Annotated in this window: 13 protein-coding genes and 1 pseudogene; 13 read left to right on the plus strand and 1 reads right to left on the minus strand. The window is 44.4% G+C overall.

All coding sequences use genetic code 11. From position 1 onward, the window contains the following. Window positions 1-128: 128 nt before the first annotated feature. From hemC to F6K38_RS11685, 13 genes are all read left to right on the plus strand, one after another. Window positions 129-1097: a hydroxymethylbilane synthase gene (gene hemC / locus F6K38_RS11625; protein WP_008180892.1), complete on the plus strand. Its 969-nt coding sequence runs from the start codon at window positions 129-131 to the stop codon at window positions 1095-1097. A 323-nt stretch (window positions 1098-1420) separates the two neighbouring features. Then, a complete protein-coding gene (gene glgA, locus F6K38_RS11630; RefSeq protein ID WP_008180891.1) occupies window positions 1421-2848 on the plus strand; it encodes a glycogen synthase GlgA in 1428 nt (475 codons plus the stop codon). A gap of 183 nt (window positions 2849-3031) precedes the next feature. Next, window positions 3032-7126, plus strand: a complete 4095-nt coding sequence (locus F6K38_RS11635; RefSeq protein ID WP_287356646.1) for a CHAT domain-containing protein — start codon at window positions 3032-3034, stop codon at window positions 7124-7126. A 179-nt stretch (window positions 7127-7305) separates the two neighbouring features. Then, a complete protein-coding gene (locus tag F6K38_RS11640; protein ID WP_287263747.1) occupies window positions 7306-8595 on the plus strand; it encodes a serine/threonine protein kinase in 1290 nt (429 codons plus the stop codon). Between the two features lie 292 nt (window positions 8596-8887). Further along, on the plus strand, window positions 8888-9220 hold the full coding sequence (locus F6K38_RS11645; RefSeq protein WP_008180879.1) for a DUF6825 family protein: 333 nt from the start codon (window positions 8888-8890) through the stop codon (window positions 9218-9220). A gap of 169 nt (window positions 9221-9389) precedes the next feature. Beyond that, window positions 9390-11093: an ABC1 kinase family protein gene (locus F6K38_RS11650; RefSeq protein ID WP_229414387.1), complete on the plus strand. Its 1704-nt coding sequence runs from the start codon at window positions 9390-9392 to the stop codon at window positions 11091-11093. Between the two features lie 294 nt (window positions 11094-11387). Next, window positions 11388-12131: a Stp1/IreP family PP2C-type Ser/Thr phosphatase gene (locus F6K38_RS11655; protein WP_008180875.1), complete on the plus strand. Its 744-nt coding sequence runs from the start codon at window positions 11388-11390 to the stop codon at window positions 12129-12131. 64 nt (window positions 12132-12195) lie between these two features. Then, window positions 12196-13149 carry a tRNA epoxyqueuosine(34) reductase QueG gene (queG, locus tag F6K38_RS11660; protein ID WP_008180872.1) on the plus strand — a complete coding sequence of 318 codons (954 nt, stop codon included), beginning with the start codon at window positions 12196-12198 and terminating at the stop codon, window positions 13147-13149. A 74-nt stretch (window positions 13150-13223) separates the two neighbouring features. Next, window positions 13224-13895, plus strand: a complete 672-nt coding sequence (locus F6K38_RS11665; RefSeq protein ID WP_008180869.1) for an HAD-IA family hydrolase — start codon at window positions 13224-13226, stop codon at window positions 13893-13895. Window positions 13896-14147: 252 nt separating this feature from the next. After that, a complete protein-coding gene (locus F6K38_RS11670) occupies window positions 14148-14537 on the plus strand; it encodes a pyridoxal phosphate-dependent aminotransferase family protein (RefSeq protein ID WP_008180867.1) in 390 nt (129 codons plus the stop codon). Between the two features lie 15 nt (window positions 14538-14552). Beyond that, on the plus strand, window positions 14553-15962 hold the full coding sequence (locus F6K38_RS11675; protein WP_287263750.1) for a flavocytochrome c: 1410 nt from the start codon (window positions 14553-14555) through the stop codon (window positions 15960-15962). Window positions 15963-16098: 136 nt separating this feature from the next. After that, on the plus strand, window positions 16099-17010 hold the full coding sequence (locus F6K38_RS11680; protein ID WP_008180863.1) for a phytanoyl-CoA dioxygenase family protein: 912 nt from the start codon (window positions 16099-16101) through the stop codon (window positions 17008-17010). Between the two features lie 51 nt (window positions 17011-17061). Continuing rightward, a complete protein-coding gene (locus F6K38_RS11685; RefSeq protein WP_008180862.1) occupies window positions 17062-17676 on the plus strand; it encodes a class I SAM-dependent DNA methyltransferase in 615 nt (204 codons plus the stop codon). An 85-nt stretch (window positions 17677-17761) separates the two neighbouring features. Here the strand turns inward: F6K38_RS11685 and F6K38_RS11690 are convergent. After that, window positions 17762-17949 (minus strand): annotated as a pseudogene (locus tag F6K38_RS11690) (IS630 family transposase); the annotation flags it as partial.

Consider the following 17949-nt stretch of genomic DNA (forward strand, 5'->3'; position numbering starts at 1 on the left):
ACTACGCCTTAGTTTTTGACAAATGACAAATGACAAATAGCTAATTACAGAAATGGAAACGGAAACGTCACCTTCTGCGGTAGTCTAGAACAAGTAAATTGATCTGCCTTGTAGAAATTGACAGCCCTATGACCTCTACCGTTACCAGTCCTGCCCGGACAATTCGCATCGGTTCTCGGAAAAGCCAACTTGCTCTGATTCAGACTTACTGGGTACAAGAGCAACTGAAAAAGCATTTTCCAGATCGAGAGTTTGAAGTCCAGACCATGAGTACCCACGGAGATAAAATCCTGGATGTGGCTTTATCTAAGATTGGGGATAAAGGGTTATTCACTAAGGAACTGGAATTGGGAATGCTTAGGGATGAGATCGATTTTGCAGTGCATTCCCTCAAAGACTTGCCAACCAGATTGCCAGAAGGGTTAGTGTTAGGGTGCGTCACAGAACGGGAGAACCCCGCCGATGCTTTAGTAATGCACCAAAAGCACCTTGATAAACAGATAGAAACGTTGCCAGAAGGCTCGATCATTGGAACCTCCTCCCTCAGACGGCTGGCTCAGCTGCGCTACCATTTTCCCCATCTGAGTTTTAAAGATGTCAGAGGTAACCTAAACACCAGACTGGCCAAACTGGATGCTGGTGACTACGATGCACTAATTTTAGCAGTAGCTGGGCTAAAACGACTGGACATGAGCGATCGCATTCACCAAATTTTACCACCAGAGATATCACTCCATGCTGTGGGACAAGGGGCTTTGGGAATTGAATGCCGTGAGGATGATCAAGAAGTCTTAGAACTGCTCAATGCGATCGCACATCCCCCCACTGCTCAACGCTGTTACGCGGAACGGTCATTATTAAGGGCGCTCGAAGGTGGCTGTCAAGTTCCCATCGGTGTAGACACTCAGTTGGAAGGCAATACCCTAACCCTAACAGCTATAGTGGCTAGTGTGGATGGGCAAAAACTTGTCAAAGATACCATTCAAGGGGAGCAGAGTCAGGCAGAAAATTTGGGACTCGAACTTGCCGAACAGCTCAAAAAACAAGGAGCACAAGAGATTTTGGCTGAAATTTTGGCTCAAATCGAGCGGGAATAGGAATATAGCTGAAAAGTCAATTCAATTCCTGTGCCAAGCGTTATAGATTTTATAATTTTCCTGATCCGCTTTCAGTGTAGGAAAAGGCTAAGGAAAAGGTTTTTTAAGCCATAGCCTTTTTCTTTTCCCGTAGAATTTTTGCTCAGGCTACAGTAAGCCTTGATAGCCGGAAAGCTGAAGGTTCTTCGATCAAGTCTGATAGGAGTTCAAGGTCAATTCCTGAAAAGTTCTGCTCCATGTTTCAGGCTTGATCAAATGCACTTCATCCTTCAAGCTTGCAGCTATTTCCTAGGCACTAACAACCAATAATTTACAACTAACAGATGAAGATTCTATTCGTTGCGGCGGAAGCAGCTCCCATCGCGAAAATTGGCGGTATGGGGGATGTAGTGGGATCATTACCCAAAACCTTGAGGCAATTGGGACAGGATGTCCGAATTTTCATGCCTTACTACGGCTTTTTGCCCGATAAAATGGAGATTCAAGAGGAACCAGTCTGGTCCGGTGATGCTATGTTTCAACACTTCAATGTGTTTGAAACCCTACTACCCAAGACTGATGTCCCCTTATATTTATTTGGTCATGCTGCCTTTGCTGGTCGCCAAATCTACTCTGGAGATGATGAAGACTGGCGATTCACCCTATTTGCCAATGGTGCAGCTGAGTTTGCTTGGAACTACTGGAAGCCTGATGTTATTCACTGTCATGATTGGCACACGGGCATGATTCCCGTTTGGATGAACCAATCATCAGATATCAGCACAGTTTTCACAATTCACAACCTGGCTTATCAAGGCCCCCAGCGCTGGCGCTTAGAAGAAATGACTTGGTGTCCCTGGTATATGCAAGGTCATAATACTATGGCGGCAGCTGTACAGTATGCTAACCGGGTAAATACTGTTTCTCCCACCTACGCTCAACAAATTCAAACTGCTGAATACGGTGAGTCCTTAGAAGGTTTGCTGTCATTTATCAGTGGTAAAACTGTTGGAATTGTCAATGGGATTGATACAGAAAGTTACAATCCCGAAACCGATAACTACATTCCTCACAACTTCACCGCTGATACTCTCGACATCCGCAGCAAAAACAAAGTAGCCCTCCAGAAAGAAGTCGGCTTAGCCATCAATCCCGATACCTGTCTGATCAGTATGGTTTCCCGCTTAGTGGAACAGAAAGGGATTGACCTGCTCGTGCAAGTTTTACAGGGTTTCCTAGCTTACACCGATTGTCAATTTTTAGTCCTAGGTACGGGAGAGCGCTACTATGAAACCCAACTGTGGGAAATCGCATCCCGCTATCCAGGACGAATGTCTGCTCAAATCCTCTATAACGATCCTCTAGCTCGACGGATCTATGCTGGTAGTGATGTATTCTTAATGCCTTCCCGCTTTGAACCCTGTGGGATTAGCCAAATGCTGGCCATGGGTTACGGCTGTATTCCCATTGTACGACGTACTGGCGGTTTGGTGGATACGGTTTCCCACCATGATCCTATCAACCAAACTGGAACGGGTTACTGCTTTGACCGCTACGAACCGTTAGATTTATATACTTGTATGGTTCGGGCTTGGGAAGGTTTCCGCTACAAGAAAGAATGGCGGAGTTTGCAGCAACGAGCTATGAGCCAAGACTTTAGTTGGGAGAAGTCAGCCAGGGAATATATCAATATGTACCAAGATATTGTAGGATTACCTGCAGAAGCACCTCAGCAGGTACCACAAGACAACCATTTAGCTGTTGTCAGCTAGACAGAATATCCCATAAGTTACACCTATTCTGTTACTGTGATCAGTGATCACTAAGGATGGCTATCCTACCATGGCTATTTTACCATGGCTATTTTAGTTTTAAATTAGTAAAATTACCATGGCCTTACCCTAGTGGATCGGTGCTACAGCTGTTTCCAACTAGGTGCATGAACACTACACTGCATGACTAATAGACAGAGAACGTTAGGGGTTGCTATGAAGATTATGGGGAAACCGGTAGTAAGACCCAAGCCCAGCAATTCTAAGTACCAAGGGCGGTGCAGTCCCCTAGAGGGCAAGATTTTCCCCCCTCAAGGCTCTAAGGGAAAAATCTCTCCTTCATTCCTCAACCGCTTATCTCTAGCTCAAGTCATGCCCTGGGGGGTAGCCATGTTGCTCTCCCCAAGTGGGCTACCAGCAATAGCACAAATCACTTCAGCAGAAGACAGTGCAGGGACAATTGTAACTCCTAATGGTCAAAGCTTCGAGATCACTGGTGGTAGCCTCTCTAATAGCAATCAACCGAATCTGTTCCACAGTTTTGAGGAATTTGGACTCGATTCCGGTCAGATTGCCAATTTTATCCCTAATAATCCCCAGGTTAGGAATATTTTGGGGCGAGTCGTAGGCGGTAATCCCTCAATTATTAATGGTCTAATTCAAATCATAAGCGGTAATGGGAGCCCTAACTTATACTTAATGAACCCAGCAGGGATTATTTTTGGGGCTGATGCTCGACTGAATGTCCCTGCTTCCTTTACAGCAACCACAGCAACTGGGATTGGCTTTGAGGACGGGAATTGGTTTGATGCCTTTGGTGACAATAAGAGGTACCAGGACTTAATTGGTGAGCCCACTAGCTTTGCCTTTGATTTAGCCCAACCTGGAAGTATCATTAACGCTGGTGACCTGGAAGTGCCAGACAATCAACGGATCGCCTTGATCGGGGGTAGTGTGATTAACACTGGGCAACTGAACGCACCGGGAGGCAATATTACTATCGCTGCTGTACCAGGGCAAAGTTTGGTTAAGATTTCTCAATCTGGAAATTTGTTGAATCTAGAGATTGACCCCCCTCGTACACTAGATGGGCAACCATTAATTACCGCACTAGATATACCAGAGCTACTCACAGGACCAGCCCAAGGCGTTGAGACCGGACTCAGTGCCAATTCCAATGGAACAGTACAGCTGACGGATTCTGGCACCATAGTTCCCACTGAGACAGGAACAACCATTGTGTCCGGTACCCTAGATGTTTCCAACCAAGAACTTAGGCGACGCAGTGTAACAGTATTAGGCGATCGCATTGCTCTAATTGATGCCACGATTAACTCTTCCGGTAGTAATGGTGGCCAGGTGTGGATTGGGAAGAACCCCCAAGACAATCCAGACAATGTGAAATTAAATGCCAATCGCACCTTTGTCAGCCGTGATTCCGTGATTAAGGTTGATGGACAAGCGGCAGATAGAGACGGAGGTCGAGTTACTGTCTGGTCAGAGGAAACTACAGCATTCTACGGGGATATTACTGCCCGTGGCGCTCAAGAGCAAACTTCACAGGCCGGAAGTGATAAAACACCAGATGGTGGGACAGTTGAGATATCTAGCCAACAGACTTTAATCTTTGATGGCAAAAAAGTTGATCTCACCGCCCCTGTTGGTCAAAACGGCACGATTACATTCGACCACAATAACATTACTATTGTACCTGGGACAGGGATTGCTGGTCAGCAGCTAGGGGATAATCCCCTTGGTTTTGATGTGATGGAAATTTTGTCCGGGGATGGGGGGACACCTGGCCTTAGCGCGAATGCCCTAGAACAAGTCTTGGGCAACATTGTTCTCAACGCTAGTAATGATATTACCATTGCCCCTAACGTCTCTCTGAACTTCTCTGATCAAGGGGTTAGTGGTGCTAATCCCCTATCCCTAAAGTTTACTGCTAATGCTGATGGCATTGACGGTGGGGATTTTTCAATGGATCCTACCCAATCGATCACTACTTTGGGTAGAGAGATCACCATTGATGGCGTTAATGTCACTGTAGGTGATATCAACACAGATGGTGGAGCGATTACAATCACAGCGTCTGAGACTCTGAGCACGGAAGAGCTTAACTCATCAGCAACAGTTGGCAAGGGAGGGGATGTTACCCTCGATGGCGGTAATATTCAGGTTAGCTGGATCAATGCCCAAGGTGGTAGCGATCGCAAAGGCGGGAATGTGGAAATTACCACAGAAGATATGTTTACAGCCACTGATACCTTTAATACCTTAATCGAGGGCAAAGAAACAGCAGTGAGCATTGCTACAGTTGGGGGAGATGGTGGAGGAAAAATCACCATCGGTCATGGGGGAAACGGGCAAACCCCCTTTGAGGTGGGAAATAGCAGTACTAATGGTACAGAGGGAGCTATTTCTACAGGTGATTCTACCATTCTTCCCCCAGGATCCTTTTTGACTTCGACGATCTCAGATTCAGGTGATATAGAAATTAAGACTGGGGAGCCATCTTCAAATTTGACTAGCCAAGGTCAAGCAATGGCTACCAATTTGATTCCAAATTCCAATAGGCCAACTCAAACCGACTCCAATGAAATAGAAGAGCAGTCTACTAAAAGAGAAGCTGATCTGAATTTAAACAAAATGAATTTCAATCCAATAGAAACAAATCCTATAGCAGAAATTACTAATACTAATAGTATTCAATCACTGGAACAATCGGACCCACAGCTAGTTACCAGGAAATTATCTAACTCTAATCTAGAAGTAGAGATTCCTAATACTAATAGTAGTCAATCCCTGGCACAATCGGAACCACGGCTAGTTACCAGGAAATTATCTAACTCTACCCTAGAAGCAGAGATTCCTAATACTAATAGTAGTCAATCCCCGGCACAATCGGAACCACGGCTAGTTACCAGGAAATTATCTAACTCTACCCTAGAAGCAGAAGCTGATGTTAAACAACTTGAGGGAGGCTTCACCTATGCGTTTGAAAAACATCTAGGCATTAGCAAAACTCCCATAGTTACCCTGGAAGAAGCCCAAGCCCACCTAGGCAAAATTGAAACTATTACTGGACTCAAACCTGCCATAATTTACCTGTTCTTTAAACCGGGATTTAAAGCGGAAACTACCAAGGGAAAGCCATTTAATTCCAAGGGATTGACGTCAACCAAACCGGAACGAGAGACAACGGAAAATCGGCAAAAGACTAGGTCACACTGGGAAGAAAATCTCGATACACAGCTCGAATTACTAGTCGTTACGGCTTCGGGAACAGTAATTAGAAAACAGGTGCAGGGAGCAACGCGATCGCAAGTTCTCTCTGTTGCTCGGGAATTCCAAAAGAGTATCACCAATTTCGAAAGCGCAAATGTCTACCTACCCTTGGCTCAGCAGTTGTATCGTTGGTTGATTAGTCCGGTAGAGCAGGAGCTAAAAGCCAAAAAAATAAATAATCTTGCCTTTATCATGGACGTTGGTTTGCGCTCCTTACCCATGGCAGCACTCCATGATGGCACTGGTTTTATTGTAGAACGATATAGCCTTGGTTTAATGCCAACTCTATCATTAACCAACATGAACTATGTAGACATTAGGAAATTTCAAGTCTTGGCCATGGGAGCATCCTACTTTAAGAACAAAAACCCATTACCAGCCGTTCCTGTAGAGTTATCGATGGTTACAGAAAAACTCTGGTCAGGAAAGGCATTACTTAACGAAGCGTTCACCGTAGCAAATTTGAGAAAAGCTCGTGCCTCACAACCCTTTGGTATCGTTCATTTGGCTACCCATAGTGAATTCCTAGCCGGTAAGCCCAGTAATTCCTACATCCAGCTGTGGGATACCAAGCTGCAACTTAACCAGCTCCATAAACTAGGCTTAAGTAAGCCTAAGGTAGAGTTGTTGGTCTTAAGTGCCTGTCGTACTGCCTTAGGAGACGAGCAAGCCGAATTAGGATTTGCCGGTCTAGCAGTGCTAGCGGGGGTCAAGTCCGCATTGGGAAGTCTCTGGTATGTCAGCGATGAGGGTACCCTGGGGCTAATGACAACGTTTTACGAAAAATTACAGGAAGTCCCAGTGAAAGCCGAGGCGATACGGAAAGCTCAGTTAAATCTGCTCAGGGGTACAGTCCGTCTGGAGAGAGGGCAGTTGGTAACGGATCAGGGCAGTTTTCCTTTACCACCAGCCTTAGCCAAGTTGCCAGATGTGGAGTTACGACATCCCTACTATTGGAGCGCTTTTACCCTAATTGGGAACCCTTGGTAATCTTTGCTCCTGATTAACGACTCCTAGCATAGAATAATGAAGCTGAATAATTTAGCTGATAGTTATCCTGGTTTTTCCTTGATCCAAGATTGCTCAAAAAACGAGGAACGAAACCTAGGGCGTGTCAACCATTCTGCACCACTTAAGGTTAGCATAGGTGGGAGTTGAACTGAACTTTCATGGACTTAAAGGCAGGCACAGTCTTGCACAACGGCAAATATGTTCTTCATAGCCAGCTCGGCAAAGGTGTCTTTAGCATAACCTACCTAGCTATCAACGCTGAGTCTGGTCAAACCGTGGTGATCAAAACCCTCAGCGACAATCTGTGCCACCATCCCCATGGTGACCAGTTCAAGCGGCAATTTATTGCCCTTGGTAGGCTCTTGAGCGGCTGTCAGCATCAGCATTTAGTCAGGGTAATCGAATCCTTTGAAGCTGCCGGACGACCTTACCTAGTCATGGAATATATTCCGGGGCAGACGTTAGCTGAACTCATCCAAGCCAATTTGGTTCCAGAAGCTCAAGCTATTGCATACATTCGTCAAATTGGCGATGCCCTTAGCATATTACATCAAAAGGGTTTGCTGCATCTAGATGTTAGACCGGAAAATATAATTCTGCGTCAAGATACCGATAAACTAGTGCTATGTGAGTTTGGGATTACTAGTCAACTCACCCTAGGAGTCAGGCAAACCCACGCCAGTTTAATTGCTGCTGGGTATAGCGCCCCAGAACAGTACATTTCTAAAGGGCAACTTTCCCAGGCAACCGATGTCTACTCTTTAACCGCAACCTTTTACTGCTTGCTAACTGGAACCCCACCCTTACCCGCACCAGTCAGGGAAGTATTGCATGCCCAGGAAGGTTTCTATATTCTTTTCCTGCCGGACTTACCACCATGTCCACAAAACCTAACTCCAGTAGTTAAACAAGCAGTCTGGCGTGGCTTGCACATGGTCACCAATCAACGTCCTCAAACTGTAGAAGCTTGGTTATCGCTGCTGCCAACTCAGGAGAAAGTTCCTCAAAGCAGTTCTCAATTGAAAGTGCTGAGTCCTCAGCAAAAGTCATTAATTTCCCCAAAACTCAGCACTCAGCCCTCAAAACTGAAGACTCAGCCCTCAAAACTGAAGACTCAGCCCTCAAAACTGAGCACTCAGCCTTCAAAACTGAAGACTCAGACTTCAAAACTGAGCACTCAGCCTTCAAAACTGAGCACTCAGACCTTAGCTGTTCTCAAAACTGTCCACGCCAAGCTCAAAACTCAAACCTCAAAACTCAAAACTACCAAAGCTGGATTCCCACTGAAAGCCCTACTGATGACCGGTGCTCTTGCCGCCTCAGCCGGATTAGGATTTGGTTTCGCACTGCGAATGAACTCTCAAAAAGAACCTGGTTCTACCATCTTCCACACCGATCAATCCTTCCCTCCTCGCAGCAATTGGCCTTTGTCAGAACCCCAACTCTGAAACACCTTCAACCTCATCAAGGTGGTTTATTCATATTCATACTTGTACAGGACTTACAGCACACTGGCCACCAAACGCGCTTAATAAGTAGTAGGGCGACTAAGGAAAAGTTACTTCCTAAGTCCTGTTAGATTTAAATACATAAAGTGATATAATAATAAATTTTTAAATTAAAAGGACATGGCAGATTGGACAAACTGAGGATATACGAGGCAAGTAACTAGATTTGAATTCACTCATAATCCTGGGCAAGTACGTTATAATTTGTTACGTAAGCTAAAGAAACTTATCAATGAGTAACTCTGTAATTCATGCCTTTTTTCTGGGTAGGGCTGCAGCTCAAGCCATTAATCGGCAGCTCGAGGATGCTCTGACCAATGCCCTGAGTGAGTTAGGCAAGTTTGATGCTGAGCAGCGTGATCGACTGCGGCAGTTTACCGATCAGGTAATAGAAAGTGCCAATCGGGAAGCCGGAGCAGCAGCTGATTCTACTATTAGTAACACAGGTAGTAACACAGGTAAAACAGGATCCAAGCCAGCTGATCTGCAAGCGATGATTGATGAGCTGCGAGCAGAAATTGCCAGCTTGCGTACTGAATTAAAAAACTATCGCAAGCAATCTTGATAAGATTAATCGTTACTGCCCTAAATTATTTACAAAAGGGAGTAGTTTCGAGGCTTTTTAATCTTTTTTTAATAACCTGCTATTTTTTTGATAAAAACCTTACAGAGAAATCCGAGTGTCTGCTCTTTCTCAAAACTCTATTAACCTTACACTAGATCAGGAACGCAATGTGTCTAGCCAAAGTTCTATAGGTAAGCCATACAGCGAAAAAGCTTATCGGTGGAATCAAGAAAATTACTCCCGTCAAAGGCGTTTTATTGATATTTGGCGTTTTGTTTTGACCCTCATGACTGGGTTGTGGCTTGATGGGAAACCTTGGAGTTATCGGGGAGGATATACGGAGCAAAAGCAGGCATATAGACGCAAAACACAAGCTATCTGGATTCGAGATACATTCTTAGATCTCGGACCAACGTTTATCAAAGTTGGACAGTTATTCTCCACTCGTGCCGATTTATTCCCCAGTGAGTACGTAGAAGAACTTAGCAAACTACAAGACCGGGTTCCTGCCTTTAGTTACGAGCAAGTTGAGCAGATCATCCAGGAAGATTTAGGCAAGCCCATCAAGGAACTGTTCAGTGGTTTTGACCCAATTCCTCTGGCGGCGGCTAGCTTAGGGCAAGTTCACAAAGCTCAACTTCGCAGTGGTGAAGAGGTAGCGATTAAGGTCCAAAGACCAGGCTTAAAAAAACTGTTTACCATTGATTTACAAATTCTCAAGGGGATCGCCTATTACTTTCAAAACCATCCAGACTGGGGGCGTGGTCGGGACTGGAGCGGGATTTATGAAGAGTGCTGTCGCATTCTTTGGCAAGAAATTGATTATCTCAATGAAGGTCGAAATGCAGATACATTTCGGCGCAACTTCCGCAGCTATGACTGGGTGAAGGTACCCCGTGTCTACTGGCGCTATACCTCATCACGAGTTTTGACCCTAGAATTTTTACCAGGGATTAAGATTAGTAGTTACGAAGCTCTAGAAGCAGCTGGTCTAGACCGCAAATTAATCGCTCGTCTGGGCGCAGAAGCTTACCTACAGCAGTTGCTAAATGATGGCTTCTTCCATGCTGACCCCCATCCGGGAAATATTGCGGTTAGTCATCAAGGTTCCCTGATATTTTACGACTTTGGCATGATGGGGCAGATTAAGGCCAATGTGCGCGAGCAACTGATGGAAACCCTGTTTGGCATTGCCCAAAAAGACGGCGACCGAGTGGTGACTTCCCTAATTGAATTGGGTGCGCTCTCACCAGTGAGTGATATGGGACCGGTAAGGCGCTCAGTTCAGTACATGCTGGATAATTTCATGGATAAGCCCTTTGAGGAGCAATCGGTCAGTAACATCAGCGATGACCTCTACGAAATTGCTTATGGCCAGCCTTTTCGATTCCCAGCAACGTTCACATTTGTGATGCGAGCCTTTTCTACACTGGAAGGAGTGGGTAAAGGCTTAGACCCCGAATTTAATTTTATGGAAGTTGCAAAACCCTTCGCACTAGAGATTATGACCAACGGCAACACTCCTGACAACAATAGCTTTATTAATGAACTGGGACGCCAAGCCGCACAGATGAGTAGTACAGCATTAGGTTTGCCCCAGCGCATTGAAAGTACTATTGATAAATTAGAAAGAGGAGACCTGCGCATTCGAGTGCGCTCTATTGAATCAGACCGGGTTTTACGACGGCTGAGTGGTATTCAGTTGGGAACCAACTATACTTTATTAATCAGTGCGTTCACCCTTTCGGCTACTATTTTATTTGTCAATGGTAATGTTGTACTAGCCTTGGTAGTCGTTTTGGTGGCAGCTATGTTAGGATTTGCCTTAATTAGGTTGCTCCGACGGCTTGACCGGTTTGATCGGATGTTGTAGTTGTTGTAAAGTCGTAATAACTCCTTATTCCACGATCTATCCACTGTACTAGCAAGTACTAGGAGGCTAAATCGTTGGATATTTCGGCATTTATCCGGACATCTTTGGACATTTCCTTAATTAAACTGAATTAGGTCGATAATAATTATGCTTCTATCCATCAAAACCAAACTGAAGCTCACGGACGAGCAGAAAAGACATCTCCAAAAATTAACCTCAAACCCTTGCACTGCCTGGGTCAAAACCGAGTTTCTGGAGATGTCTAAAGCATCAAGCCAGTAAACAACCGATGTGATGAAAAGTTGCTTCGCCGGTATTACAGATCCGGGCTTACTACGTACAGTTAACCAAGATGACTACTACATAGACCCGGACGGTCGCTTCTTTATTGTTGCCGACGGCATGGGTGGTCATGCCGGTGGACAAGAGGCAAGTAAAATCGCCACTGAGGCGATTAAGACTTATTTGAATAAGGATTGGAACTCTCAAACCCCTTCTGATGAGTTACTAGAACAAGCGATCTATCAAGCCAATCAGGCTATCCTCAACGATCAGCAAACTCATCCAGAACGGTCAGATATGGGAACCACTGCCGTAGTGGTGATGTTCCGTCAAGACCAGTGTTGGTTTTCTCATGTAGGAGATTCTCGCCTCTATCGGTTCCGAAATTCTAAGTTAGAGAAGATTACAGAAGACCACACCTGGGTAGCCAGAGCCGTTAAGTTGGGAGAACTGACAGCTAAACAGGCTCGGATGCATCCCTGGCGTCATGTTCTGTCTCAATGTCTAGGCAGAAAGGATTTACCTAAAGTCGATGTCTATCCGATAGAGGTTAAATTATGCGATCGCCTTTTGCTTTGTAGCGATGGACTTACCGAAGAACTTTCCGATGAATTGATTGCTTCCTCTCTCCAAGAGAGTTCAAGTATTGATCAGGCTCTGGTTATCCTGGTTGAAGCGGCTAAAGAGCAAGGCGGTAGGGATAACATTACTGTGGTTATTGTAGAGATTGGGGAAAGGATGAAAGGTGTTGGATGAAAAGTCTTGGGTGAAGGTGCGTTATTAACACACCCTAGAGGTAGAGTTATTTCGTAAATACAGCTTGGATATATCAGTTACTAGCACTGAGGTAAAACAGAAAGCTCACTCCCTGGGCTTTCATAAGGTCGGCATTGCAGCTGTGGATGTTGATCATAATGACTCAGCAGAGCAAAACTTGAAGGCTTGGCTAGGGTTAGGGTATCAAGCAGAAATGGATTGGATGGCAAATCCTCGACGCTTGGATATTCGTGCCTGTATGCCAAAGGTGAAGTCAGTAATTTCTGTTGCTCTCAACTACTACACCCCTCAGCAGCGTCCCGAAAGCCCTGAGTATGGGAAAATCTCCCGTTACGGTTGGGGCAGAGATTACCACAAGGTCATGCATAAAAAATTGAAGGAATTGACCTTTTGGTTACAAGCACAAGCAGAAGAAATCCAGGTGCGTTACTATGCTGATACAGGGCCAGTACAAGATAAAGTCTGGGCGCAGCGCTCAGGTATTGGTTGGATTGCTAAAAATGGTAATGTAATTACGCGGGAGTATGGCAGTTGGGTATTTTTAGGGGAAGTGTTGACTAACCTAGCCTTGACCCCAGATACCCCTCACACCTCACACTGTGGTAGCTGTACCCGCTGTATTCAAGCCTGTCCAACGGGTGCTATTACCAAACCGTTTGTCGTTGATGCCAACCGCTGCATCGCCTATCATACCATTGAGAATCGGGCTGAAAACTTGCCGGAATCGATTAAACCCCATTTAGAAGGCTGGGTTGCTGGTTGTGACATCTGTCAAGATGTTTGCCCCTGGAACCAACGTTTTGCTAAAGAAACTGATGTGGTAGAGTTTCAGCCCTACCCTTGGAATGTGGCTCCTCGACTCACAGAATTAGCTACTATATCTGATCAGGAGTGGAATCGACGGTTTCCAGCTTCGGCGCTGCGGCGTATTAAGCCAAATATGCTACGGCGCAATGCCCAAGCTAATATTGATGCATCTCAAAAATCCGTTGACTAGTCTGACTAGTCATTGATTACTTGGGTGGCGAATTGCGAATTGCGAATTGCGAATTGTTAATTGTTAATTGCTCAATGAGTGTAAAAGTAATTCTTTTTGATTTTGATGGGACTCTGGCTGATACCCTTACTGCCATTGTCAAGATTAGTAATAGCTTAGCGGGAGAATTTGGATATCAGCCCACATCAGCTGAAAAATTGGAGCAAATTAGACATTTAAGCTCTAGGGAAATTATTAAGCAATCGGGTATTTCGAGGTTTAAAATACCGTTTTTGTTAAAAAAGGTGCAAAAACTATTACGCCAAGATATTCAAAGTTTAACTCCTATTCCTGGAATAATTGACGTTTTAAATGATTTAAAATCTGAAGGTTACCAATTAGGGATATTGACATCTAACTCGGCAGAAAACGTTAACCTTTTTCTGACCCATAATTCTTGGGTAAAGCTTTTTGATTTTGTTGACTCAGGGAGTCCCATATTGGGGAAAGAAAAAGTTATTCGTAAATTCCTCAAAAAACATAATTTAAATCCTGCTGATGTGATCTATGTCGGAGATGAAACTAGGGATATTGAGGCAGCTAATAAAAATACTATTAAAGTAGTTGCTGTGAGTTGGGGATTTAATTATAAAGAAGCCCTAGCTCAATATCAACCCGATTTTTTGATCGACGAACCCCAGGAGTTATCTGAAGTAGTATCTAATTTAGATAACTCAAAAGTTAAATCAAAAGTATTTTGTTATTAGTAATTATTTACTGGTTACTTATTACTTGTTAATTTACCAATGATAATTTGATATCAGCCAATTTTAAATCACATCTTGCACTACTAACCATAGTCAGCCAGGGATGAAAATCCCACCGCGAGTAAATCAAGTCCTGTCAAGACTGAAGTTACCCCATACAGGTGTACTATCAATCCCTAAAAGCTTACTGTGCTTGCATTTTGACCCAGCCAACTGATTGCGGAGAACCTGATACAACACTGGGATGAATTGGTGAGCAAACACCGATATCTGTTGCGCTACAATTGGTTGCTGTTTGAGCGCACAGCCAAACGCCTTGGATTAAAACTGCGAACTCACCCTCAAGCTGGCTTTTTTGCGCTAGTAGATGTGGCAGAGGCAGAACAAGATGCCATGGAATTATCGCTGCATCTGGCTCAGAATTATGCTCTGAGTTCCACTCCTGGCATTGATTTTCATGAGCACGATCATGCCTTTTTACGATTAAATTTTGCCTGCCCTGCCCATCAAATTGAAACCGGTTTAACCCGGCTAGCAGGCTATGTGCTGGAATCAGAACTATCCCTACAGCAGCCAGGCAGAAAGAGTGCGGCAGTCAATGCAAGTCATGGAGCAAAACCTTGGGCAAAAGTCATATATTGAGAGCAAGTGAATGATATGGCTGATACTAGTAACGCGATCGCTGATGTTGTAGTGGTAGGGAGTGGCTTTGCTGGTCTGAGTGCGGCGATCTCCGCGTCCCAAGCTGGCGCATCAGTCATTGTCTTGGAGAAGGAAAACAGCCTCGGCGGTAACTCAGTTGTTAGTGGAGGAACTGTGACCGTTGTGGGTTCTCCGATTCAAGCCAGAGAAGGCATCCAAGACTCTTTCAGCCTGTTGAAATCAGATATGTGCCAGGCAGGACAACAGAGAAACAATCCGCGCTTGGTTCAACAGGTGATCGAGCAATCCTACCCCACTTTTGAGTGGCTCACGAATGAACTTGGTGTGAAATTCAAGGATCGAGTGGATCAGTATGGTGGCCACTCTGTACCTCGCAACCACACACCAGAAGACGTGTCAGGTGCCGCCATGATCACTGCACTGTTGACTAAAGCCAAGCAACTCGGGGTCGAAATTAGAACCCAAACTCGCCTGAGCAAATTACTGGTAAACTCCCAGAGAGATACCCATCCGATCCTCACAGGAGTAGAAGTGCAAACAACCAAGCCATCAGCTCCGATCCAGCAGATTAACGTTAACCAGGGAGTCGTTTTAGCAACAGGGGGCTTCTCCGGAGATACCGGTTTTCGGCAGCAATACGCTCCCCATCTCCCCCCCAATCTGGATCACACCAATGTCCCCAATACCAGCGCAGAAGCCTTGGTAGAAGCCATCAGAATTGGTGCCCAGTGCCTCGATTTGGATCAGATTCAGCTTGCTCCCTGGGTCTCTCCAGATGAAACAGGCTATGGCATTGCTCCACTCTTTGCTAGCTATACGGTGCTAGCCTATGGATTAGCGGTTGATCCGGCTACTGGAAAACGCTTTATTAATGAACTCGCTGATCGCAAAAGGTGGACAGATAAGTTGTTAGAAATTGGTCATCCTTGTATTGGTATTGCGGATACTGCGGGAATGCAAAATTCTGGCATTGAGATCGAACCTGATTTAGATCGAGGCGTGGTGAAAAAATTTGAGACCCTATCGTCTTTAGCAAGCACGTATCAGATTCCCTTAGAGAAACTCAACCAAACCATCAGTCGATATAACTCCTTTGTGGAACAGCATCAAGACCCAGAGTTTGGTAAATTTATACGGGATTATGCCAAGCCCTTGAGTTCCCCCTTTTATGGCGTTCGATTATGGCCTAAAGTGCATTACACTATGGGAGGCCTTAAAATTGATGTTCGCGGGCGGGTTCTGGGGAAAGGCGATCGCCCGATTATCGGGCTGTATGCCGCAGGAGAAGTCACAGGCGGTATTCACGGAGCCTGCCGTCTAGGGGGGTGTGCCATCACGGAATGTCTGGTTTTTGGGCGAATCGCGGGTAGAGAAGCTGCAAGCCACACTCAAGTCCCTTCCTAGAAGCCTCAGTGACCAATCAGATCCATTTTTCAATCGTAATAATAATTAACTTTACCTAATGGTAAAAATGATTGACTTTTCCTCTCAATCTTTGTAAGATATTGATGGTTTTTTTTGAATTTAAACAGAACCAAAAATGATTTCTTCATCCTTCAAATTAACAGAGCAAGATATTGCCAATTTTAAAAAAAAAGGATTTGTCAAGCTGAAAGGTTTTCTTGCACCAGAGGCAATAAAATGTCTTGATGGAATCTTATCACAGGAGCTTGAAGATGCAAAAATAGCCTATGAAGATGCATTTTCAAAGTATAAATTTGATATGGAAAACAATGAAGATATCGAAATAATTCAGCATCCTCTATTTCAATCAACATTCGCGAAGCTTTGCGAATGCTCGTTATTCTCTACTCAACACATGGCCTATGAAATAGAGAAAAACACCAATTCAGGATTCGAGTGGCACGCCGATATGTTGAGTTTTGCCTGCCAGCAATTAGAAGATTTTGGCTGTACCCTTTGGATTCCCTTAACCAAGATAGATACAAATGCACAAGCAGGAGGGATGAGCTATGTCTCAAAGGAAAAATTTTCTGGAAGATTTCTTTATGACTATGCATTAATCCTTTCTTCTTATGTACAAGGCTTGCAAGCACAAGATGCAGCTCCATCGAAAGAGGAAATGGGGCGTTTAGAATCTTTGATGGTTAACTCACCTGAGGTTGATACAATTCTCAGAACTCAGGCTGAAACGGATGACTTTGAATTAGGCGATGCACTTTTGTTTGACAAGGAGGTGATGCATCGGACTTGTCTATTGACCGAGGGTCCCATTAATAGGAGAAGAGCCTTTGTGATGAGATTTATCGCAGCAGATTCAACCTATGATTTAGATAGGGTTCAAAAACTTAAACCCTTTATCGACATTTTGGGCTACGGCTTTTTCACTACTTTTGCCCTAGATGTCTGTAAGGAAGAGGGTGAATTGATTATGGAGAGTCCATTGTTTAATACGACAAAAGCTCAAAGACTGATCCCAGTTAAGCAATAGGGATGTTTGATACCAATTTTGATTGTTCTCTAGATAAGCAGGTCTACCGTTATGCAGACTCACCAAGAACGCTATGATCAATGGGCACCGGACTACAACCGAGATGTTGCAGCCAGAAACTACGATGGGCCAGAATACATCGTTCGTTATCTGATGGAAATAGTCAACAGTGGCAAAGTGTTGATCAATCCAACAAATCCTGATTTTAAGGTCATTGATGTGGGATGCGGCTCAGGGTTGGTTGGCAAAGGCTTACAGGAGCAGGGTTTTCGGCATATTGATGGGACAGATTTATCCCAGGGCATGATTGTAGAAGCCCATAAAACTGGAGCCTACCAAACCTTAATTGGATGGGTTGATTTAAACCATCCACTGCCATTTTTTCTGCATGGACAGTATGACCTAACCCTCTGCTGTGGTGTGTTTGCCCTGGACTTTGTTGAACCTCAATCTCTGAAATGGTTAGCACAGGTCACAAAGCCAGGAGGAACTATTATCATGAGTACCAAAACAACGTATTACAACACCTACGACTTTGAGGGTTACTACAAACAGTTGCAATCTGAGGATAAGATTAAACTCGTTGATTGCCGTATGGATCAGCCTTATTTGGGAACTGAAGCCGACGGCCATTACTGGATCTTTTCGGTAAACGGCGCGTCATGAGGTGACTGTGGAGGACTAAATGCTTGTCATATCAAGCTTGGAGTCTATATATAGCCAATCCAATAGGTTGTAAGCTGTTGCGCATTTAAACTGTGATAACAGCATTGCCTTTGTTTTTTATTTTTCGTACCCATTTTATAATTAACCCTCCTTCATTTAAAAGATGATTTAACAAACATTCTAATTCTTCAATTGATTTGAAAACTCGATTGGCAATATATTCTTTTGCTGAATGCCAAACCAATTCAATTAAGTTATAATCAGGACTATACT

The organism is Moorena sp. SIO3B2, from assembly GCF_010692525.1.
Classification (GTDB): Bacteria; Cyanobacteriota; Cyanobacteriia; order Cyanobacteriales; family Coleofasciculaceae; genus Moorena; species Moorena producens.

Excerpts from the sequence above, each read along its gene's own strand:
- hemC (WP_008180892.1), top strand. The coding sequence starts at position 129 with ATGACCTCTACCGTTACCAGTCCTGCCCGGACAATTCGCATCGGTTCT.
- glgA (WP_008180891.1), top strand. The coding sequence starts at position 1,421 with ATGAAGATTCTATTCGTTGCGGCGGAAGCAGCTCCCATCGCGAAAATT.
- F6K38_RS11635 (WP_287356646.1), top strand. The coding sequence starts at position 3,032 with ATGACTAATAGACAGAGAACGTTAGGGGTTGCTATGAAGATTATGGGG.
- F6K38_RS11640 (WP_287263747.1), top strand. The coding sequence starts at position 7,306 with ATGGACTTAAAGGCAGGCACAGTCTTGCACAACGGCAAATATGTTCTT.
- F6K38_RS11645 (WP_008180879.1), top strand. The coding sequence starts at position 8,888 with ATGAGTAACTCTGTAATTCATGCCTTTTTTCTGGGTAGGGCTGCAGCT.
- F6K38_RS11655 (WP_008180875.1), top strand. The coding sequence starts at position 11,388 with ATGAAAAGTTGCTTCGCCGGTATTACAGATCCGGGCTTACTACGTACA.
- F6K38_RS11665 (WP_008180869.1), top strand. The coding sequence starts at position 13,224 with ATGAGTGTAAAAGTAATTCTTTTTGATTTTGATGGGACTCTGGCTGAT.
- F6K38_RS11675 (WP_287263750.1), top strand. The coding sequence starts at position 14,553 with ATGGCTGATACTAGTAACGCGATCGCTGATGTTGTAGTGGTAGGGAGT.
- F6K38_RS11680 (WP_008180863.1), top strand. The coding sequence starts at position 16,099 with ATGATTTCTTCATCCTTCAAATTAACAGAGCAAGATATTGCCAATTTT.
- F6K38_RS11685 (WP_008180862.1), top strand. The coding sequence starts at position 17,062 with ATGCAGACTCACCAAGAACGCTATGATCAATGGGCACCGGACTACAAC.